The sequence below is a fragment of the Halorubrum sp. Eb13 genome, assembly GCF_002252895.1.
In the GTDB taxonomy this organism is placed as follows: domain Archaea; phylum Halobacteriota; class Halobacteria; order Halobacteriales; family Haloferacaceae; genus Halorubrum.
Genome location: NZ_NHPE01000058.1, coordinates 15,165 through 34,400, shown reverse-complemented (window position 1 = coordinate 34,400; position 19,236 = coordinate 15,165). Strand labels below are relative to the sequence as shown.

19 protein-coding genes are annotated in these 19,236 nt (G+C 70.1%); 8 read left to right on the top strand and 11 right to left on the bottom strand.

Annotated features, from left to right (window positions below; translation table 11 throughout):
* Window positions 1-22: 22 nt before the first annotated feature.
* Entirely contained in the window at window positions 23-391 is a 369-nt protein-coding gene (locus DJ75_RS06110; protein WP_170938243.1) for an Hsp20/alpha crystallin family protein, read from the top strand.
* A gap of 89 nt (window positions 392-480) precedes the next feature.
* Window positions 481-1,128: a deoxyribose-phosphate aldolase gene (deoC, locus tag DJ75_RS06105; protein WP_094523509.1), complete on the top strand. Its 648-nt coding sequence runs from the start codon at window positions 481-483 to the stop codon at window positions 1,126-1,128.
* Here the strand turns inward: deoC and DJ75_RS06100 are convergent.
* Both DJ75_RS06100 and DJ75_RS06095 read right to left on the bottom strand, forming a co-directional pair.
* On the bottom strand, window positions 1,125-3,500 hold the full coding sequence (locus tag DJ75_RS06100; protein ID WP_094523507.1) for a methyl-accepting chemotaxis protein: 2,376 nt from the start codon (window positions 3,498-3,500) through the stop codon (window positions 1,125-1,127). The two genes, deoC and DJ75_RS06100, sit on opposite strands and share 4 nt — an antisense overlap.
* A complete protein-coding gene (locus tag DJ75_RS06095) occupies window positions 3,500-4,657 on the bottom strand; it encodes a BMP family protein (protein WP_094523505.1) in 1,158 nt (385 codons plus the stop codon). The genes DJ75_RS06100 and DJ75_RS06095 overlap by 1 nt, the downstream gene beginning before the upstream one ends.
* A 186-nt stretch (window positions 4,658-4,843) precedes the next feature.
* Between DJ75_RS06095 and DJ75_RS06090 the strand changes: the two genes are divergently transcribed.
* Window positions 4,844-5,074, top strand: a complete 231-nt coding sequence (locus tag DJ75_RS06090) for a hypothetical protein (RefSeq protein ID WP_094523503.1) — start codon at window positions 4,844-4,846, stop codon at window positions 5,072-5,074.
* A gap of 192 nt (window positions 5,075-5,266) precedes the next feature.
* Here the strand turns inward: DJ75_RS06090 and DJ75_RS06085 are convergent, their stop codons facing one another.
* Window positions 5,267-6,118, bottom strand: coding sequence for a universal stress protein (locus DJ75_RS06085; protein WP_094523696.1), 852 nt, complete (start codon window positions 6,116-6,118; stop codon window positions 5,267-5,269).
* 177 nt (window positions 6,119-6,295) lie between these two features.
* On the opposite strand from DJ75_RS06085, the gene DJ75_RS06080 reads away from it, so the two are divergent.
* Window positions 6,296-6,484: a hypothetical protein gene (locus DJ75_RS06080; protein WP_094523501.1), complete on the top strand. Its 189-nt coding sequence runs from the start codon at window positions 6,296-6,298 to the stop codon at window positions 6,482-6,484.
* A gap of 96 nt (window positions 6,485-6,580) precedes the next feature.
* Here DJ75_RS06080 and DJ75_RS06075 read toward each other — a convergent pair whose 3' ends face one another.
* The 3 genes from DJ75_RS06075 to DJ75_RS06065 are packed head-to-tail and all read right to left on the bottom strand — an operon-like array spanning window position 6,581 to window position 9,203.
* Entirely contained in the window at window positions 6,581-7,390 is an 810-nt protein-coding gene (locus DJ75_RS06075; RefSeq protein ID WP_094523499.1) for an ABC transporter ATP-binding protein, read from the bottom strand.
* The gene (locus DJ75_RS06070; RefSeq protein WP_094523497.1) at window positions 7,378-8,181 is read right to left on the bottom strand and encodes an ABC transporter permease; all 804 of its coding nucleotides are present in this window, start codon (window positions 8,179-8,181) and stop codon (window positions 7,378-7,380) included. Before DJ75_RS06070 ends, DJ75_RS06075 begins: the two co-directional genes overlap by 13 nt.
* Window positions 8,181-9,203 carry an ABC transporter substrate-binding protein gene (locus DJ75_RS06065; protein WP_094523495.1) on the bottom strand — a complete coding sequence of 341 codons (1,023 nt, stop codon included), beginning with the start codon at window positions 9,201-9,203 and terminating at the stop codon, window positions 8,181-8,183. Before DJ75_RS06065 ends, DJ75_RS06070 begins: the two co-directional genes overlap by 1 nt.
* 225 nt (window positions 9,204-9,428) lie before the next feature.
* Between DJ75_RS06065 and DJ75_RS06060 the strand changes: the two genes are divergently transcribed.
* Window positions 9,429-10,340 (top strand): 1,4-dihydroxy-2-naphthoyl-CoA synthase, encoded by a 912-nt coding sequence (locus DJ75_RS06060; RefSeq protein ID WP_094523493.1) that lies wholly within the window; start codon window positions 9,429-9,431, stop codon window positions 10,338-10,340.
* A 45-nt stretch (window positions 10,341-10,385) separates the two neighbouring features.
* The gene (locus tag DJ75_RS06055) at window positions 10,386-10,754 is read left to right on the top strand and encodes a cupin domain-containing protein (protein WP_094523491.1); all 369 of its coding nucleotides are present in this window, start codon (window positions 10,386-10,388) and stop codon (window positions 10,752-10,754) included.
* Window positions 10,755-10,762: 8 nt separating this feature from the next.
* Here DJ75_RS06055 and DJ75_RS06050 read toward each other — a convergent pair whose 3' ends face one another.
* Window positions 10,763-11,452, bottom strand: a complete 690-nt coding sequence (locus tag DJ75_RS06050; protein WP_249269076.1) for a hypothetical protein — start codon at window positions 11,450-11,452, stop codon at window positions 10,763-10,765.
* Window positions 11,453-11,559: 107 nt separating this feature from the next.
* Window positions 11,560-12,111, bottom strand: a complete 552-nt coding sequence (locus tag DJ75_RS06045) for a hypothetical protein (protein WP_094523487.1) — start codon at window positions 12,109-12,111, stop codon at window positions 11,560-11,562.
* A gap of 131 nt (window positions 12,112-12,242) precedes the next feature.
* Between DJ75_RS06045 and DJ75_RS06040 the strand changes: the two genes are divergently transcribed.
* A complete protein-coding gene (locus DJ75_RS06040; RefSeq protein WP_094523694.1) occupies window positions 12,243-14,960 on the top strand; it encodes an AAA domain-containing protein in 2,718 nt (905 codons plus the stop codon).
* Between the two features lie 30 nt (window positions 14,961-14,990).
* Here DJ75_RS06040 and DJ75_RS06035 read toward each other — a convergent pair whose 3' ends face one another.
* Together DJ75_RS06035 and DJ75_RS06030 are read right to left on the bottom strand one after the other, a co-directional pair.
* Window positions 14,991-15,707: a DUF47 domain-containing protein gene (locus DJ75_RS06035; protein ID WP_094523485.1), complete on the bottom strand. Its 717-nt coding sequence runs from the start codon at window positions 15,705-15,707 to the stop codon at window positions 14,991-14,993.
* A 100-nt stretch (window positions 15,708-15,807) separates the two neighbouring features.
* Entirely contained in the window at window positions 15,808-16,857 is a 1,050-nt protein-coding gene (locus DJ75_RS06030; protein WP_094523483.1) for a phosphoribosylaminoimidazolesuccinocarboxamide synthase, read from the bottom strand.
* Window positions 16,858-17,083: 226 nt separating this feature from the next.
* On the opposite strand from DJ75_RS06030, the gene DJ75_RS06025 reads away from it, so the two are divergent.
* Window positions 17,084-17,671 carry a tRNA (cytidine(56)-2'-O)-methyltransferase gene (locus DJ75_RS06025; RefSeq protein ID WP_094523481.1) on the top strand — a complete coding sequence of 196 codons (588 nt, stop codon included), beginning with the start codon at window positions 17,084-17,086 and terminating at the stop codon, window positions 17,669-17,671.
* A 35-nt stretch (window positions 17,672-17,706) separates the two neighbouring features.
* Here the strand turns inward: DJ75_RS06025 and DJ75_RS06020 are convergent, their stop codons facing one another.
* A complete protein-coding gene (locus DJ75_RS06020) occupies window positions 17,707-19,188 on the bottom strand; it encodes an ATPase domain-containing protein (RefSeq protein ID WP_094523479.1) in 1,482 nt (493 codons plus the stop codon).
* Window positions 19,189-19,236: the final 48 nt, after the last annotated feature.

The window sequence follows — 19,236 nt, the reverse complement described above, 5'->3', positions numbered from 1 at the left end:
ACTGCATTCGAGGTGATGAGCAATGGCTCTGCCGACGCCGACCAGTTCGTGGACGCAGGGGTTCGACTTCCCGAACCGACTGTTCGAAACCGGTGGTAACGACTACGAACTGTACGAGGAGGAGGACGAGTTCGTCCTCTCCATAGAGCTCCCCGGGTTCGATCCCGAGGAGATCACGGCCTCGTGGGACGACGGCGTCCTCAACGTCGCCGCCGAACGCGAGGACGAACAGCGCGGCATGCGCCGGACCTACCACCGTCGGTTCCGCTTCCCGAAGACCGTCGACGAGGAGGCCATCGATGCCTCGTATCAGAACGGCATCCTCAGCGTTCGGCTGCCCGTCGTCGTCGACGCCGCGATGACCGGAACGGAGATCGAGATCGAGAGCTGACGCGGGCGTCTCGCCCGCTGGGACCGCTCGCGAATCGGTTCCCGTCCGGGGTCGGTACGCCTTTTACCGGTCGCGCAGACCGTGACGGCATGGACCGCGACGCGTTCGCCGCCAGCATCGACCACACCGTGCTCGGCCCGGAGACGACTTGGAGAGACGTCGAGGCAGTCCTCGCCGAGGCGGCCGACCACGGGATGAACGCCTGCATTCCCCCCTGCTACGTCGCAGAGGCGGCCGACTACGGGAACGCCCCGTCGACGATCGCGACCGTCGCGGGGTTCCCCCACGGTCAGCACGCGCCGGAGGCGAAGCGGGACGAGGCGGTCGGCGCGTGGGAGGACGGCGCCGACGAGATCGACCTGGTGATCAACGTCGGCCGCCTGAAGGCCGGCGAGGACGACGTCGTCGCCGCCGAGATCTCCGACGTGGTCGCCGCGGTGCCGGTCCCGGTGAAGGTGATCATCGAGACCGCGCTCCTGACCGACGACGAGAAGCGCCGCGCCTGCGAGGCCGCCGTCGAGGCCGACGCCGACATGGTGAAGACGTCGACGGGCTTCGCCGACGGCGGCGCGACCGTCGCCGACGTGGAACTGATGAGCGAGTACCTCCCGGTGAAGGCCTCCGGCGGCGTCGGCTCATACGAGGAGGCGAAAGCGATGCTCGACGCGGGCGCGGCGCGGATCGGCGCCTCCTCCGGCGTTGCGATCGTCGAAGGCCACCCCGAGAGCGGGGACTAGCGTTCGTCGGCCGACCGGTCTCGTCCGTCGCCGTCGGCGGCGAGGCCGTGTCCGGTTCGGTCGTCGCCGCCGACCCCGCCCTGCCCGGCGTTCTCGCCGTCCGTCTCGCTCTCGATATCGTCCGGGTCCACGTCGACCTCGAAGGCCGAGACGGACTCCGAGAGCGCCTCGGCCTGCTCCCGGAGCCGGTCGGCGTTTTCGGCGATCGTGGTGACGGTCGCCGTCTGCTGCTCGGCGGCGGCGGACACCTGCTCGGAGCCGGTGGCGACCTCCCCGCTCACCTCGGCGACGTCCTCCACCCCCTCGACCGCGCGCTGGGTCGACCGGGCCTGGTCCTCGGCGGCCTCGCTTATCTCCTGGACACCGTGATTCGTCTCCTCGACCGCGTCGACGACGGCCTCGAGGGACGACGACGCCTCGCGAACGGTGTCGGACCCCTCGTCGATCCGCGCGTTCGTCTCGCGGATGTCGTCGACTGTCTCGTCCGCCTCCCCGCGGACGGCGTCGATCTGCGACTCGATCTCGGCGGCCGCCTCCTGCGTCTCCTCCGCGAGGTCCTTGACCTCGTCGGCGACGACCGCGAAGCCCTCGCCGGCCTCGCCGGCGCGGGCGGCCTCGATGGAGGCGTTCAACGCGAGGATATTCGTCTGCTCGGCCACGTCGGTGATGAACTCGACGACCTCGTCGATCTCGTCCATGCGGTCGTCGAGCGACTCCATCTGCTCGACCGCGGCCGCGGAGCGCTCCTCGATCGCGTCCATCTCGTCGAGCGCCTCCGCGGCGGCCTCGCGCCCGGTCGCGCCGCGTTCCGAGGCGGCCTCCGCGGTCTCCGCGACGGACGCGGCCGACGACGCGACCTCCTCGATGCTCGCGGAGAGGTCGCTCATTTCGCCGCTCACCGCGTCGAGCCGCTCGTCCTGTCTGACCGCCCCGTCGGCGATCTCCTGGATCTGCTCGCTGACGGTCCCGCTCGCGGTCTCGACCTCGTCGGCGCCGGTCGCGAGTTCCGCGCTCGCGTCGTCGACCTCGGCGGCGAAGGCGGCGACCCGCGCGGTGGTCCGTTCCAGCTGGGACACCATGTCGTTGAACTCCTCGGCGATCTCCCGCATCGCGTCGCGGTCCGCGTCGGGGTCCATCCGCCGGGTGAGATCGCCGTCCGCGACCGCTCCCATCACCTCGCTGTAGTCGGCCGCGCGGGTTTCCATGTCCCGGGTGACGGCCTCGGCCTCCTCGCGCGCCGCCTCCGCCTCGTCTGCCGCGGTCTCGGCCTCGGCGATCCGCTCGCGGAGCGCGTCCCGCATCTCGCCGAAGCTCGTGAACAGGCGACCGATCTCGTCGATCCGGCCGGTCGTCAGGTCGACGTCGAGGTCGCCCGACTCGATGCGCTCGGCGCGGTCTCGCAGCCGCGCGAGGGGGACGACCGTCCGGCTACCGAGCACGGCCCCGACGATACCCAGCGACGCGAGCGTGAGGAGGAGCAGCAGCAGCACCGAGTCTCCCACGTCGTTCCGGACGGCGAAGGCCGTCGACTGGTCGACGCTCGTGACCGCCACCCAGTCCGTGTCGGGGACCGACGCGTACGCGTGGACCTGGCCGTCGCCGATCCGCGTCGCGGTCGTTGCGTTCCCCTCTCGGACCGTCTCGACGGCGTCGGCGTGTTCGCCCTCGTCGACCGTGCCGTCGATGTCGAGGACTGTCTGCCCGGCGGCGTTGAGGATCATCGTCTCCTCGCCGGTGTCGGTGTTCTGGATCCGTTCGAGCTGCGGCTGGATGCGAGTCACCACGACGAGGTACCGACCGTCGGCCCGCGGCACGGAGCTGGCGAACGCCATCACCGGCCGGTCGTTGAGCACGGGCGACCGGTACGAGCGAGCCGACCGCCAGACGCGGTCGTCGCTCCCGACGCCCTCCGGGACGTCGGCGTCGCTCCACGGCGCGTCGAGGTCGCTCGGGGCGCGGCCCTCCAACGGCTGTTCCGTGCTTGCGACGACCCGGTCTTCCCCCGAGTCGACGAGGTGGATGCTGACGATGTCGTCGGAGAGCAGCTCGTCTTTCAACAGGATGTACGCCGGCGCGCGCCGGTCCGACCGGAGCGCGTCGGCCGCCGACATCGATCGGGTCTCCGTGCTCATCCGCTCGGTCCACGAGCCGATCGCGTCGGCCTGTAGGCCGCCGGTCTCGGCCAGTTGGGTCGTCGCGTCGGCCTCCACGGTCTCTCCGGTCTGGAGGTAAGTGAACGCGCCGCCCGCGACGACGACCGCCGCCACGACGAGGAACGCGAGCGCGAACTTGGCGGCGTACCGTCGCCGGACCGCGTCGGGAAGGACCCGACTCGCCGCCCGCGCCAGCCGGTCGATGACTCCGGGAGCCATCAGTTCAACTCCTCCGGGTCCGAGGGGACCGACAGGTCGCCGGCGACGATCCGGTCGCCGGACGCGGCGATCGCGGCGCGCACGTCGTCCGGGATCACCGGCCCGAGCGACGTGCCGTACACGAGCGCGACGCCGTCCTCGGCGAGGCCGAGCGCGGCCGTCTCACCCGTGCCGAGGTCGCCGTCGATGGTCCGTTCGGCGGCGTCGTAAACGGCGGTACCGACGCGTTTCACCATCGACGCGAGGATCACGTCCGCGTACCGCGGGTTGCTCCGCGACTGGTCGGAGTCGACGCCGATCGCGTACCGGCCGTACTCCTGTGCGGCCTGAAACACGCCGAGGCCGCTCCCGCCGGCCGCGTGATACACCACGTCGGCGCCCTGATCGTACATCTCCGCTGCGGCGGCGTACCCGCTCTCGGGGTCGTCGAATGCGCCGACGTACGTGGCGAGCGTCGACGCGTCCGCGGCCGCGTGGTCGACGCCGGCGCGGTAGCCGGCCTCGAACTTGCGCACGAGGTCCGACTCGACGCCGCCGACGAAGCCGACGGTCCGTTCGTCGGGAACGGTGGATCCCGCCCCGACCGACACGTCGCGGCCCGTCACCAGCCCGGCGAGGTGACCCGCCTGAAACGACCCCTCGTGTTCGCGGAACACGTAGCTCGCCACGTTGTCGCGGTCGACGGCGGAGTCGATGATCGCGTACCGCTGGTCCGGATGCTCGCTCGCGACCGCCGAGAGGCCGTCCGCCTGGAGGAACCCGACACAACAGATCAGGTCGTAATCGGGGTCGTCCGACTCCGACAGCGACGCCTGCGTGCTCCGAAGCTCCGGGAACGCGCTCGGCTCCTCGTTCGCGAACGCCACGTCGTGGTCGAGGCGCGCGCGCTGGATCCCCCTGTTGGCGGCGTCGTTGAACGATCGGTCGTCGAGTCCGCCGAGCGCGTAGATCATGCCGACCGTCGCGCTGGCGTCGCTCGCGTCGCCGATCGCCGATTCGTCGGCCGTCGTCGCCGCGTTCGTTCCGTCTCCGGCCGAAGTCGAACCGTCGCCGGGGTCGCCGCCCAGACACCCGGCGAGGCCGCCGGCCGCCGCGGCGCCGACTCCGGCGACGACCCGGCGACGTGTGACTGTCGTCAGCGATCGCGTATGCGTCATCTGATCTGGCGTCGACGGATCGGAGGGAAAACAGCTGCGCGTAAATTATCGACGATGATAGTAACTATTGACGAGGGATCGCGAGTCCGTCCGACGCGCCGCGACCCGAATCCGGCCCGTCCACGCATTCTCCGGGCGTGGGAACGCCCTCGTACCCATTTACCTATCGAGTCAGTATCAGGTGGTATGAGTCATTCGACCGGACCCGAATCGCGTGGTTTAGACCTCGACACGGCCTTCAAGGCGTTTGGCGCGGTGGGGATCCTCATCGCTATCGCCCTCACCGTCCTGGTATTCGCGCTGACGAACCCGTTCGGCGGCTACGTCGACGTCTCGCCGGCCGTGTACGGGAGCCTGCTTTCGACGGGCCTGCTCGCCGCCGTCGGCTACGCGACCTACGCGCTGCGGCGTCGCTGAGCGGTCGCCGAACGCTCCGGCCGAGAGGCCGACCGAGGCGGATCGTATCGACGCCCGTGCGGATCCGGCACGGGGCGGTCGGTCGCACGGCACGCTCCTGAGACGTAGTTGTGCGCGTACTATACAACAGCATTCAGCACCCGCCGCGGACGCGGCCGACGGCTCGTCCGCGGCGTGCGGCGCGCGGCGAGGTCACACCGACCGCGGCGGCGGCACGAGGAAGACGTTGCCCGTCGCCCGGGCGACCACTTCCTCGGAGACGCTGCCGAGCAGCAGTCGGCGCAGCCGGCTGCGACCCCGTGAGCCGATCATCAGCGTGCTCGGGTCGTGCTCCGCCTCTGCGGCGAGGATCTCGTCCGCGGGGTCGCCGCGGCGGATCTCCGTGCGGGCGTCGAGCTCCAGCTCGTCCAGCCGGTCGGCGAGGTCGTTGAGGCGGTCCTGCGGGTCGGCGCCCTCGCCCGTGTCGTCTTTCGGTGACTCGACGTGGACCAGCGTGACCTCCTTCGTCGCGTGCCGGAGGTACTCGAACGACCGAAACGCGCGCTCGGCGTTCTCAGAGAAGTCCGTCGCGAACAGCGTTCGCTTGAACAGGTGTCGGCGGACCGTCTCGGGCTCCTCGACGCCGCGCTCGATGCGGTCGACGATGAGCGGCACGACCGTCGTGCGGGCGAGGTTGCGCGCGGTCGACCCGATCACGCGGTTCTCGAGCGGGCTCTTCCCGCGCGAACCGACCATTATCAGGTCGGCGTTCACGGAGCCCGCGACCCCGTTGATCCGTCGGTGCGGCGTCCCGCGGACGACGTGCGTCTCGACGTCGAACCCGGCGTCTTCGACCGTCGAACTGTAGCGGCGAAGCGCCTCCTTCCGGCGCTTCTCGAACCCCATCCCGGGCATCCCCGAGTGGACGTTGGAGGGCACGACCGTCACGAGGTGGATCCGGTCGACGCCGATCTGTTCGAGGCAGTTCAGCCCGGTCTCCGACTGGATCATCGACTCGCTCGCCGTCGAGAGGTCCGTCGCGAGCACCGCCGACTTCCCGGTCATCGTCCCCACCCCGGCAGAACCGTCGCGCGACGGTTATCAATATTTCTCATACTGTACAATACTGTTGCTCGCATTATAAAACGCTCGGTCGGTTCCGATCCGGGCGATCCGGCGCGAACGGCGTGCGGTGCGCCCAGAGTCCTGAAGTATAACGGCCCGGAGAGCGAACCGGTGTCCATGAGCGACGAGTCGATCGAGGCCGCGGTCGAGCGGTTCCTCGACGAGACCGAGTCCGCGCTGAACGACTACGATCAGGGGTACGCCGACGCCGACGCGACGCTGTCGGTGGTCCGGACCCGCATCGACGAACTGGCCGCCGCCGCCGACGAGTCCGACGGAGCGGAGCCGCCCGAAGGTGGAGAGTAGCCGACGAGGGAGGGGAGAGGAGCCGACGAGGGAGGGGAGAGGAGCCGACGAGGGAGGGAAGAGGAGAGAAGAGCCGCCGGGACGAGGAGCGACCGACTACGGTCGCGCGCCGATCAGCTCCCGGACGCGGGCCACGTGCTCCCCGAAGGCCGGGTCGCCGCGCTCTCGGGGCCGATCGACGCCGACGTCGACGACCTCGGCGACGCGGCCCGGCTCGGCGGCCATCACGACGATCCGGTCGGCGAGCGTCACCGCCTCGGCGACGTCGTGAGTGACGAACAGGACCGTCTTTCCGGTCGAGGCCCACACGTCGAGCAGTTCCCGCTGGAGCATCTCCCGCGTCTGCGCGTCCACCGCGCCGAACGGCTCGTCCATCAGGAGCAGTTCCGGGTCCACGGCGAGCGCCCGCGCGATGGCGACGCGCTGTTTCATGCCGCCCGAGAGCGACTTCGGGTACGACTCCCGGAACTCCGAGAGCCCGACGAGTTCGAGCATCTCGTCGACCCGACTCGCGCGCTCCGCCTCGGACCGGTCGCTCCGTTCGAGCCCGTAGCCGACGTTCTCCTCGACCGTGAGCCACGGGAACAGGTGGTACTCCTGGAAGACGACCCCCATGTCCGTCGTCGGCCCGGTGACCGGGGCGCCGGCGAGGCGGACCTGCCCGTCGGTGGCCCCGGTGAGCCCGGCGATGATCCGGAACAGCGTCGTCTTCCCGCAGCCGGACGGGCCGACGAGACAGACGAACTCGCCGCCGTCGACCCCGAAGGAGACGTCGTCGAGCGCCCGGACCGGGTTCCCGTCGCCGTCGTACGTCTTGCCGACGCCGTCGACGACGACGCCGGACTCTCCGGCGATCGCGCCCGTGCTGTCGTCGCCCGTGGTCGGCCCCTCGTTCACGCCCGCCACACTAACACCCTCCGTTGGACCGCGCGGAACGCCACGTCGACGAGGAGGTACATCAGGCTCAACACGAGGATGTACGCGATCACGGTGTCGACGAGCAGGTTGTTGCTCGCGCGCAGGATCTCGCGGCCGACGCCCGGCACGCCGAATATCTCGGAGGCCACCACGAGCATCCAGCAGCGTCCGAGCCCGGTCCGGATCCCGGTGAGGATCCCGGGCAGCGAGGCCGGGAGGACGATCGACCGGACCATGTCGAGGTCGCCGCGGACCCCGAGCGTGCGGCCCACGTCGAGCAGGTCCTCCGAGACCCCCTCGACGGCCTCGTACGCCGCGTAGTAGTTGATCCAGAACGCGCCGACCGCGATGATGAAGGCCGCGCCGGCGTCGTTGATCCCGAACCACGCGATCGCGAAGCCGATCAGCGCGAGCGGCGGGACCGGCCGGAGCGTCCTGACGAGCGGGGCGGTCACGTCGTCGAGGAGCCCGTTCCACGAGAACGCGACGCCGGCGGCGACGCCGAGTCCGGTGCCGACTATCGTCCCCGGGATCCAGTGTCGGACACTCGACCACAGCGCGGTCGTCATCGTGCCGGAGGCGAGCTCCTCGGCGAACGCGTCCCCGACCGCCGCCGGCGACGGCAGCACGTACGCCGGCTGGGTGAGCGAGACGAGGTGCCAGACGACCAGGAACCCGACGACGCCGGCCGCGCCGCGGAGAAGCCGGCGCGGGTCGTCGAGGCCGAGGCCGATGCGCAGTTCGTTCCCGTCGAACCGGCTGCCGGTGTCGGTCGCCATCAGAGCGAGTCGTAGACGTCGAAGTCGAAGATCGTCTCGTTCGACAGCTGTTCGTCGATCTGCCCGTTGTTCGCGGCGAACTCGGAGAACACCGGGGTCGCCTCGACGATCTCGCGGGGGTCGGTGACGAAGTTCGACAGCGGCGAGTCGAGCGCGCGCCGGGCGCGGTCGGCCGGCATCCCGATCCCCGACTCGACGTGTCCGGCGGTCGCGTCCGGGTTCTCACCGATGAACTCGGTGGCGCGGACGTGCTGCTCGACGAACTGCGCGGCCAGCGGCGACTCGCGGACGGCGTCGCTCATCAGCGTGACCGCCGCGGGCTGGCCGGGGAGGATCTGCGCGGCCGTCCGGAGCATCGTCACGGACGACCCCTCCGCCTGCGCGATCGTCGGCACCGGCTCCATGATGGAGGTACCGTCGATCTCGCCGTTGGCGATCGCCTGCCAGACCGCGCTGGCCCCGTTGATCTCGATGATCTCGACGTGCTCGTTCGACTCGGGATCGACGCCGTTCTCTTGGAGCCAGTAGCGGAGCAGCACGTCCGGGACGCTCCCCTGCGGGAAGGTGCCGAAGCGGAAGGGGCCGCCGTTCTCCTCGGCCCAGGTCGCGAACGCGTCGCCGCCCTCCGCCTCGAAGGGCTCGTGGAACGACTCCGCGGTCATGATCCCCATCGGCTCGCGGATGTTCGCGGCCGTCACCTGCGCGGGGATGTCGCGGTCGATGACGATCATCGCCGGCACGATCCCGAACATGGCGACGTCGATGTCGCCGCCGCCGAACGCCTGCACGATCGCCGGGCCGTCGGTGAACTCCTTCCCGGTGACCTCGGCGTCGATCTCGGAGAAGTACCCCTCGCCCTCCATCACGTACCACTGGAGGTCGGGGTATATCGGCATGTGTGCGACCGTCAGCTCGTCGAGTCCGCCGCCGCCGCCGAGACAGCCGGCGAGCCCGAGCGTCGCGGAGGAGCCCGCGGCGGCGAGGAAGGACCGACGCGAGGTCGGCGCGCGTGTTCCGTGCATACGGTATAAACGGGCTCCCCGGGCAACACCCCCGCGTCACCAGCAACGAAGGCGTATTCCGATGACGGTCGAGAGTCGGTCGAAACGGAGAATATGGACGTTTGATGAGTTCTGACACGCACATAGTCGAAAGAGACCTCTCACAGGTCGACGCAATATTTACTGCGGGGGCGGCCACGCGGCGCATCCGCCGCCGTTTATGCGGTCGGCCGTCAATTGCGGCGCATGGTCTCGGAGATATTCGACCCCGACGCGTGGGAGCGGGTGACCGACGAGTTCGACGACGTCACCTATCACCGCGGCGTCGACGTCCCGGTCGTCCGGATCGCGTTCGACCGCCCCGGGGTCCGGAACGCGTTCCGACCGGGCACCGTCGACGAACTGTACGCCGCGCTCGACCACGCGCGCAAGCAGGCGGACGTCGGCTGCGTCCTGCTCACCGGCAACGGCCCATCGGAGGAGGACGGCGGCTGGGCGTTCTGCTCCGGCGGCGACCAGTCGGTACGGGGCGGCTCCGGCTACGAGTACCGCGACGGCGACGAGGCCGGCGACGAGGACGACCCGCTCGTCAAGGAGGCGCGCGCCGGGCGACTCCACATCCTGGAGGTCCAGCGGCTGATCCGGTTCATGCCGAAGCCGGTCGTCGCGGTCGTCCCCGGCTGGGCGGTCGGCGGCGGGCACTCGCTACACGTCGTCTGCGACCTGACGCTCGCCAGCGACGAGCACGCGAAGTTCCTCCAGACCGACCCCGACGTGGCCTCCTTCGACGGCGGGTTCGGCTCCGCCTACCTCGCGAAGCAGATCGGCCAGAAGAAGGCCCGCGAGGTGTTCTTCCGCGGGAAGACCTACTCCGCCGAGGAGGCCGCGGACATGGGGATGGTCAACGAGGCGATCCCGCACGAGGAGCTGGAGGAGGTGGCGCTGGAGTGGGCCGACGAGATGACGAGGAAGTCGCCGACCGCGATGCGCATGCTGAAGTACGCGTTCAACATGACCGACGACGGCATGGTCGGCCAGCAGGTGTTCGCCGGCGAGGCGACCCGGCTGGCGTACATGACCGACGAGGCCCAGGAGGGCAGAGACGCCTTCCTCGAGAAGCGCGAGCCCGAGTTCCGCGACCACCCCTGGCACTACTGAAGCCCGCCGCGGTCGTTTATAAGCGTGAAGCGCCCACGAGGGCGCATGGAGAAGGTAAGCCTCGCGGACGCGTTCGAGTCCATCGACGAGCGGTGGAACCCGCACCTCGCCGGCGAGCTGAACGGACAGGCGGTGAAGCTGGCGAAGGCCGAGGGCGAGTTCGTCTGGCACAGCCACGCCGACGCCGACGAGCTGTTCCTCGTCACGGAGGGGCGGCTCCGGATCGAGTTCCGCGGCGACGACGACGCGGTCCTAGAGGCCGGCGAACTGATCGTCGTCCCCCGCGGGACCGAACACCGCCCGGTCGCCGAGCCGGAGGCGCACATACTGCTTTTCGAGCCGGCCGGCACGCGGAACACGGGCGACGTGGAGAGCGAACTGACCAGAGAGGAGCCGGAGCGCGTCGATGGCTGACGCGGGCGCTACTCCTCGGGCAGCCACGCCGGTCGAGTCACTGTCGCGTTCCCGAACTCGGTGACCTCGTACGCGGTCCGGAGGGAGAAATCGTCGTTCCCCCTCGTGACGTCGTACGCCGCGATGTACCCCGCCTCGGTGACGACGACGTGCCCGCTCGCGTCGTCCGCCGGAACGTCGCCTGGGTCTTCGATACCGGTCACGTTGTACCTGACGGCCGTCCGCCCCTCGACGGTGACCGTCTCGGTGGCGTCGAGTTCGAGCGCCGTCAGCGGCCGTCGGACCCCGTCGTGAAAAGCCACCTCGGCCGGGGTCCAGTTCTCGCCGGGGTTCCGAGTCAGCTCCTCCGTCGCCGGGTCGTACGCGAACACGCCCTCGGCGCTGAGGTAGTGGCGCAGGGTGCGGCCGAACTCCGTGTCCGACCACCGTATCGAGACGGTGTCGTTCCCGGCGTCGAAGGTCCGCACGACCGTTCGGTTGGCGTCACCGTCGGCGGTGACCATGCGACTGCGGCGGGAGGTGTTGCGAAGCGTCTCGTCGTGCGTTCGCAGCGCGACGGAGAGGTCCGCGATCCCATCCTGTGACCACCCGGACGGGTACGAGAAGCTCTCCACCGTCGATTCCGGGCCCGACGCCTGTCCGTCCGTGACGGGCAGGGCCGTACAGCCGGCCGCGAGGACGAGCGCGACCAGTGCCATCGCTCGGAGGGAGCGTCGAGGCGGGGAGGCCATACCGACAGTGGCCGGCGTTCGGTGAAGACGTTTGTGGCCGCTTCGCGCCGGACGAGGGCTCGGGCCCGCCGGACTCAGTGGAAGCCGCGGTCGACGTCGTCCTCGTCGATCAGATCCTCCAGCTCCGAGGAGAGGAGCTCCTCGGCCTCGTCGAACGTGTCGGAGAGCTCATCGAGCTCGTCCGGTCGGCCGTCGAACCGGTAGTCCATCGGCCCGAACGCCGGCGAGTCGATCGCCTCCATCACGTCCTCGAACAGGTGGTCGGGGTCCGTCGGCGCCTCGGCGTGGACCTTCAGCGTCTCGCGCAGCCGCGTCGCGACGTCCTTCGCCGCCTCCTCGTCCTCCGGCGGCGACCGGACCGCGAACCGGCCGTCAGACCCCTCGTTCGGGAGGAGGGGGTCGAGCTCGTCGTCGACCTTGCGGGCCACCCGCGCGCCGACGCCGCGGAGGTCGCGCGGGTTCTTCGCGTACGTCTTGAGGTGGTAGACGCCGACGGTCGGGTGGCCGAAGTAGAGGTCCTCGCCGAGCCCCTCGCGCCGGGAGCCGGCGACGGCCCGCCAGCCGTCCGGATCGGTCGAGTCGCTCGCGACGTCGGCGAGGATGTCGTCCCAGTCTCGTACGCGCATGTCGGCGTAACGTAGCGGGGAGAGCCGCATGAGCGTGTCGGTCGCGACGGAGACGACCGCGACGGCGCCGACCGCGACGGCACCGATACCCTCACCGACAGCGTTTTTCCGGGGCGCCGCCGATGGCGGCCGTGAACGTTCGGGGGCCGATCCTCTCCGTCGGGGAGGCGCGGACGGTGTCGACGTCGTACGGGGACCGAGAGCTCCGCGAGCTCCGGATCCGGCCCGAGCGCGGCGCGGGCGACCCGGTCGACGTGACGCTGTGGGGGAAGTGGGCGGAGACCGCGGAACACGCCGAGACGGGCATGGAACTGCTCGTCACCGACGCCGAGGAGGACGAGTTCGGCGGCGAGGTCGGGTACGCGACCACGGGCGACTCGTGGGTCGTGCTCGAACCCGACTTCCTCGTCGACGTGACCGGGATCCGCTCGTGGGTGCAGTGCCCGCGGATGTACTATTTAAATAAGCTCTCGGGGATCCCGCTCAACTACCCCGTGGTCAAGGGGACCGTCGTCCACGAGGTGTTCGGCGACCTGCTGCGCGGGATGGACCTGGAGGCGTCGGTCGCGGACCGCGTCGAGGAGGCCGGCCTCGAACTCGGGCTGTTGGGCTACGAGCCCGAGGAGGTCGCCGACGAGGTGCGCCGGAACGCGGCGGCGATCGAGGGGTGGCTCGCGCAGGGGACGCTCTCGGACGAGGACACGTGGCGGTCGGAGTTCACCCTCATCTCGTCGACGTTCGGCCTGAAGGGGCGCGCCGACGCGCTCCGCCGCGGGACCCCCGTGGAGCTGAAGACCGGGAAGAACACCAAGCGCGAGCCCCGCTTCCACGACAAGATCCAGGCGGCCTGCTACGCCCTCATGCTGGAGGAGCGCGGCGTCGACCCCGACATCGGGACCCTCCTGTACACGAAGAACACCGCCCTCGACCGCAACGAGGAGTCTGGCGACCTCGCGCCCGCCAAGGAGTTCTCGGTGGGGCGGGGCCTGCTGGAGTTCGTCGTCCGCGAGCGCAACGCCCTCGCGGCGATGGAGTGGCGCGCGCTCAACGACCCCGGCGAGCGCCCGACCGTTCCCACGGGGTACGAGGCCGACGCCAAGTGCCAGTACTGCTTCGAGCAGGACACCTGCATGGTCGTCTCCGGCCGCCTCGACCAAGAGTCGAAGGCGGGGTCGGTCGGGAATCCGGTCCCCGACGAGGAGCGCGACTACTTCGACCGCTTCTACGTCGCCTTGGAGGAGGAGCGCCGCGAGACCCACGCCGAGTACCGGAAGCTGTGGGAGCAGACGCCCGCGGAGCGCGCCGCCGACGACCGCGCGCTCATCGATCTGGAGCCGGTCTCGCAGACGGAGATCGACGACGCCCGGTGGGAGCTCCGCGCTCGGAAGCCCGGCGACGCCGTCTCGAAGCTCCGCGAGGGCGACGTGGCGCTCGCGAGCGACGGCGACCCGGTCGGGGGACACGCCGAGCTCGGCCGCATCACCGAACTGGGCGACGAGGTCGTCGTCGAGACCGACGAGCCGGTGGAGCTCCGGCGGCTCGACGTCTACCCCTCCGAGATCTCGGTCGACCGCTCGCTCACCGCGCTCCACGACGCGATCTTAAAAGGGAGCGATCGGCGGAAAGACGTCCTGTTCGAGCGGCGCGAGCCCGAGTTCCGGGCGGAGAGCGAGCGACCGGCCGGAACGCCCGGAGGCGACGACCCGAACGCCCCCGACGCCTACATCGGAAACAACGCGGCCCAGAACGAGGCCGTCGAGCTCGCCGTCGACGCCGAGGACTGCGCGCTGATCCACGGCCCGCCGGGCACCGGGAAGACGTACACCATCGCCCGGACGATCCGCGCGCTCGTCGAGGAGGGCAACCGGGTGCTGCTCTCGGCGTTCACCAACCGCGCGGTCGACAACGCGCTGGAGGCGCTCCGCGATCAGGGGTTCGGCGACGTGCTCCGCGTCGGCACCGAGACCGGCGTCCGCGGCGACATGCAGGACGTGCGCCTCGTCCAGCGCGGCGACCCGAACGCGAAGGCCGCCGAGCTGCGGGACGCGCCCGTCGTCGCCGCCACCACCGCGGCCTGCGGCTCCCGCGTGATGCGCGAGTGCGAGTTCGACGTCGCCCTCGTCGACGAGGCCTCCCAGCTCACGGAGCCGGGAACCCACGCCGCGATCAACCTCGCGGACCGGTTCGTCCTCGTCGGCGACCACGAGCAGCTCCCGCCCGTCGTCCGCGCCGAGAACGACCTCCGGACGTCGCTCTTCCAGCGTCTCATCGAGGCGTACCCCGACGCGAGCGTCATGCTCGACCGCCAGTACCGGATGAGCCAGCGCATTCAGGCGTTCGCCTCCGCGGAGTTCTACGACGGCGCGCTCCGCCCGGCGACCCCCGAAGTCGCGGGTCAGACCCTCCGCGACCTCGGCGTCGACCCCGCGGTACTCCCGGACGGGCTCGCGGGGGGCGTCGCCTTCGTCGACCCCGACGGGACCCGCGACGGCAACCGGAACGTCCGGGAGGCCGAGCGCGTCGCCGAGGTCGTCGACGCCTACCTCGCCGCCGGCGTCGCCCCCGACGAGATCGGCGTCATCGCCCCCTTCCGCGCGCAGGTCGCTGAGATCGGCAAGCGGACCCCCGTCACGGTCGACACTGTCGACCGCTTCCAGGGCTCCTCGAAGGAGGTGATCGTCGTCTCGCTGGTCGCGACGGGCGACCTCGACGGGCCGATATTCGAGGACCACCGCCGCATGAACGTCGCGCTCACGCGGGCCAAAAAGCAGCTGACCTTGGTCGGCGACGCCGGCGCGCTCGCCTCGGAGCCGTTCTACGAGCGCATGCTGGCGTGGGCGCGGCGGTAGGCGGTCGCCGGCTCGGCCGCATTTATAAGCCTACTCCTCGCTCGCGTCGGGCTCCGACTCCGTGACGATGCCCGGCTCCTTGCTGGCGATGACGACGATCCGGTCGGTGAGGTCCTCGATCGTGTTCGCCAGCTCGTCCAGCAGGATCGCCAGCTCGCGGTAGACGAGCGGGTCCTCGATCGCGTCGTCGGCGAAGGCGGTCGCGACGGCGTCGTTGCGAAGCTCGTCGCATTCGCTCTCGAGCCCGCGGATCGCCTCGACCCCCTCCGTGAGCGTCGCGGTGGCGTCGCTCCGGGCGAGCCCGCGGACGAACCCCTCCACCACGTCGCCGAGCACCACGGTCATCTCGGCGATGCGACTCGCCATCTCGCGCATGTCCCGGAAGGGGTCGACGTCCGCCGCCGGTTGCATCATGACGACCTCCTGGACGATCCGCTCGGTGTGGTTCGCGACGACGTCGAGCTCGTTGTAGAAGTCGAGCAGCGCCGACTCGTTGAAGTTGATCCGCGTGTTGAGCAGTCCGACGTCGTCCGGGCCGGCGTTCGTGATGATCCCGGTGATCTCGCGGACCAGCTCGTCGCACTCGCTCTCGATGGCGGCGATCTCGCCGACCGTCGCGCGGTACGGACCGTCGTTCGCGTACTCGTCGAGGGCGCGCGGGAGGAGCGCGACGCAGTCGTCGATCCGGTCGAGATACGTCCCGGTGCGTGACTCCAACCGTTCCCCGAAGTCGGCGTCGGTGGGCATGCCTCGACCCACGCGCGTCGGGAGTAAAGAGGTTCCCTCGCGTTTCGTCGATCGTGAGGATTTCGTCGGCGGTTCCCGGGAGTCGACCGTCCAGTTCTCCCTACAGCCCATCGACCGCGTCGAGCGCGGCCTCGATGTCCGGGACGTCGAACCACTCCCGGTCGGTGTAGGCGTTCGTCCCGGCCGCGTACAGCTCGGAGACCGCGTCGACGACGGCCGAGGGGAGGGGTTCGGGGTCGCGCTCGCAGAGCTCGCGCCAGTCGTCGATCTCGCGGCCCGCGACCGCCGCCTTCGCCTCCTTCACGGCCTCGACCCACTCCGGGTCGTTCGCCCGGTACCACTGCCGGACGACCTCCTTCGAGACCCCGCGGCCCCCGTACGAGAAGCGGTTCTCGTCGAACGTGCCGACCACGTCGGCGACGCGGAGCTCGCCGTCGGCGTAGAGGCACTCGATCTTCCCGTCCTCGTGGGCGAAGCCGACGGCGTCGGCGCGCTCGGTGACGACGCGGTTCACGTCGAGCGCGAGCGACTCGAGGGCGTCGACGTCGGCGGCGCCCGCGATCCGGTCGGCCTCGGCGCGGCTCAGGTAGCGGTCCTGCTCCTCGTACTTCGTGGAGAACTCCACGACCGGCTCCGGCAGGTCGACCGGCTCGTCGGGCCACTCGTCGGCGGCGATATCGGGGTCCGCGTCGAGGCCGAAGTCGGCGGGGTCGGCGCGCCGTCGCAGGCTGGAGCCGATCGGGACGCGGTTCCGGAAGACGACCTCCAGCGGGACGAGGTAGTTCCCGCCGCCCGCGGCGCGGAAGGCGTCGTAGTCGTAGCCGGCCTCGGGCCCTTCGTACGGCAGGTCGGGGACCTGCGTCAGGTCGATCGCCATCTCCGTCGGCGGGGCGGTCGCGTCGGCGAGGGCGACGGTCTCGCCCGTCTCGGCGTCCGCGACCCCGCGGTAGTGAGTCGGGAGGCCCTCGGCCTCCAGCAGCTCGAAGTTGAACGCGCCCATCGCGCAGAGGCTCGCGCCCTTCCGCGGGATCGCGTCGGGCATCTGGCCCCAGTCGAACACCGAGTACGCGTCCGTGAAGACGAACCGACCCCGCCCGAGCGAGTCGGCGGTCGCGGGCTCGTCGACGCGGAACTCCTTGACGCTCGTCATACCACACTCGGCGACCGCCTCCGCAATGAATCTTTCACTTACGTGGTCACCTCCCGGGTTCGATCGGATAAACGATCCACGACTGTGCTATGTTCCCGGACGACTGCGCGGTCCCCTCCGGCGGCGACTCGGACCGGTCCGACCGCCGCGACCGCATCGAAAGGACCGGTCCGACCGCCGCGACCGCATCGAAAGGACCACACCCGTCGCGGGCGCATCGCCGTTCATGCACGAGGCGCGCGAGGTCGCCGTCCTCCGCTACGGCCACCGGCCCGGACGCGACGACCGCATGACGACGCACGTCGGGCTCACCGCCCGGGCGCTCGGCGCTGACCGCGTGGTCTTCCCCGACAACGCCGGCCAGTCCGCGGAGACGGTGCGGGACATCACCGACCGGTTCGGCGGCCCCTTCGCGGTCGAGCTCCGCGGGGACCAGAAGGCGATCGTTCGAGGCTGGGAGGGCGTCGTCGTCCACCTCACGATGTACGGCGAGCGCGTGCAGGACGTCGAAGAGGAGATCCGGGAGGCGGTCGGGCTCCCGGACGCGGCCGAGAGCCCGACGACGCCTCGCGACCTCCTCGTCGTCGTCGGCGGCGAGAAGGTGCCGTGGGCGCTGTACGAGCGCGCCGACTTCAACGTGGGCGTGACGAACCAACCGCATTCCGAGGTCGCCGGGCTCGCAGTGTTCTTAGACCGGCTGTTCGAGGGCACCGAGCTGGACCGCGAGTGGGACGACGCAGATCGGAAGGTGATCCCGGAACCGACCGGGAAGACGGTCGTCGACGCCGACGAGGGCGACGACGGGCCGGACTGACTCGGGGCTCTCGTCGCGCTCCTACCGGGGCGGGATCACTCCTCGTCGATGCCCGCCAACTCCGACGCGTCGTCGACGACCTCCGGCGTCCCGCTCAGGATGCCGCGGAGCCCCGTCATCGGCTCGCCGACCGAGACGCCGTCCTCGGTGATCCGGAACTCGCGGATCGTCCGCTCGAAGTCGCTCGTCCGCTTCTTCAGGACGCCGATCGCCTTCCGCATCTCGCCTTGGACCTCCAAGTGCCGGAGGAAGACGATGTTGTCCGCGAGGTAGCTGATGTTCTCGACGGTCGCCTGAAACTGACCGGTGATGTTGCGCGTCTCGTCGATGAAGATGGCGGTCGCACCCATGTTCTTGAGGTACCGCCCCAGAGCGTGCATCTGCTGGAGCATCATCCCTTCCTCGCCGCGGAGCGTGAGCCGGTACCCCGCGATGCCGTCGACCATCACGATGTCCGCCCCGCGCTCCTCGACCTCCTCGCGGACCATCCGGGCGAACTCCTGTGGCGACCGTTCGAGGGCCTCCACCTCGTTCACCTGGAGCGTCCCCCGCTCGATCATCTCGTCGGCCGGGATGTCGACGGCGCGGGAGCGCGTGAGGAACGTCTCGCGGTTCTCCTCGAACAGGTAGATGACCGAGCGCTCGCCGCGCTCGGCGGCCTCCTTCATGAACTGCGTGCTCAGCGTCGTCTTCCCGACCCCGGTCGGCCCGCTGACGATGCTGACCGTGCCGCGTTCGAGCCCGCCGTGGAGCAGCTCGTCGACCCCCTCGATCCCCGAGGAGATCTGCTCGAAGTCGAAGTCGCCGTCGTGCTTCCCGGGCTGCAGCGCCGGGTATACCTCGATGCCGTGGTCGGTCACCCGGTAGGCGTGGTCGCCGTTCAGCGTCGACGACCCGCGGAACTTCGGCACCTCGATCGTCTTCCCGTACTCCTCCGTGCCCAGCCGGATCGACCCGTCGGTGATGAACTCCAGGTCGTCGGTCGGCAGCGAGGGGGTGTTCTGGACCGTGAACGCCACGGTCGCGCCCTGGTCCTTCAGGAACCGCATGAACCCGACCACCTGCTTGCGGAACTGGTAGTCGTCCGACAGCAGGAACCGGAGCTGGGTCAACGGGTCGACGACGACGCGGTCGGGGTCGACCGCGGTGACGCCGTCCACGATCTGCTCGGTGAGCGGCTCGCTCTCGACCTCCGACGGCGCGAACACCTCGTACGACTGCTCCTCGGTGAACACGTCGGCGCCCGGGCTCAGGTCGAGGAACTCGATCGCGTCCGTGTCGAAGCCGAGGGCCGCCGCGTTCGACTCGAGGTCGCGGATGTCCTCCTCCAAGTTGATGAACAGCGACGTCTCTCCCTCGTCGACGCCCCGCTGGAGGAAGTGAAGGCTGAGGATCGTCTTCCCGCTGCCCGCCTGACCCCGTATCATGTAGCTTCGATCCGGGATCAGTCCCCCGGACAGGATCTCGTCGAGGCCCGGGATGCCGGTCGACACGCGCTCGGGCAGTGACTCGGACATACCGATCCCTCCGCACGCGGGGTAGTTAATGAATGGGTAACTCTTTGT

What these genes read in the sequence shown, in the direction of transcription:
- DJ75_RS06035 (WP_094523485.1), bottom strand. Translation starts at nt 15,707, where the DNA reads ATGCCCACCGACGCCGACTTCGGGGAACGGTTGGAGTCACGCACCGGG.
- deoC (WP_094523509.1), top strand. Translation starts at nt 481, where the DNA reads ATGGACCGCGACGCGTTCGCCGCCAGCATCGACCACACCGTGCTCGGC.
- DJ75_RS06025 (WP_094523481.1), top strand. Translation starts at nt 17,084, where the DNA reads ATGCACGAGGCGCGCGAGGTCGCCGTCCTCCGCTACGGCCACCGGCCC.
- DJ75_RS06020 (WP_094523479.1), bottom strand. Translation starts at nt 19,188, where the DNA reads ATGTCCGAGTCACTGCCCGAGCGCGTGTCGACCGGCATCCCGGGCCTC.
- DJ75_RS06085 (WP_094523696.1), bottom strand. Translation starts at nt 6,118, where the DNA reads ATGACCGGGAAGTCGGCGGTGCTCGCGACGGACCTCTCGACGGCGAGC.
- DJ75_RS06030 (WP_094523483.1), bottom strand. Translation starts at nt 16,857, where the DNA reads ATGACGAGCGTCAAGGAGTTCCGCGTCGACGAGCCCGCGACCGCCGAC.
- DJ75_RS06050 (WP_249269076.1), bottom strand. Translation starts at nt 11,452, where the DNA reads ATGGCACTGGTCGCGCTCGTCCTCGCGGCCGGCTGTACGGCCCTGCCC.
- DJ75_RS06070 (WP_094523497.1), bottom strand. Translation starts at nt 8,181, where the DNA reads ATGGCGACCGACACCGGCAGCCGGTTCGACGGGAACGAACTGCGCATC.
- DJ75_RS06100 (WP_094523507.1), bottom strand. Translation starts at nt 3,500, where the DNA reads ATGGCTCCCGGAGTCATCGACCGGCTGGCGCGGGCGGCGAGTCGGGTC.
- DJ75_RS06095 (WP_094523505.1), bottom strand. Translation starts at nt 4,657, where the DNA reads ATGACGCATACGCGATCGCTGACGACAGTCACACGTCGCCGGGTCGTC.
- DJ75_RS06060 (WP_094523493.1), top strand. Translation starts at nt 9,429, where the DNA reads ATGGTCTCGGAGATATTCGACCCCGACGCGTGGGAGCGGGTGACCGAC.
- DJ75_RS06065 (WP_094523495.1), bottom strand. Translation starts at nt 9,203, where the DNA reads ATGCACGGAACACGCGCGCCGACCTCGCGTCGGTCCTTCCTCGCCGCC.
- DJ75_RS06110 (WP_170938243.1), top strand. Translation starts at nt 23, where the DNA reads ATGGCTCTGCCGACGCCGACCAGTTCGTGGACGCAGGGGTTCGACTTC.
- DJ75_RS06045 (WP_094523487.1), bottom strand. Translation starts at nt 12,111, where the DNA reads ATGCGCGTACGAGACTGGGACGACATCCTCGCCGACGTCGCGAGCGAC.
- DJ75_RS06090 (WP_094523503.1), top strand. Translation starts at nt 4,844, where the DNA reads ATGAGTCATTCGACCGGACCCGAATCGCGTGGTTTAGACCTCGACACG.
- DJ75_RS06080 (WP_094523501.1), top strand. Translation starts at nt 6,296, where the DNA reads ATGAGCGACGAGTCGATCGAGGCCGCGGTCGAGCGGTTCCTCGACGAG.
- DJ75_RS06055 (WP_094523491.1), top strand. Translation starts at nt 10,386, where the DNA reads ATGGAGAAGGTAAGCCTCGCGGACGCGTTCGAGTCCATCGACGAGCGG.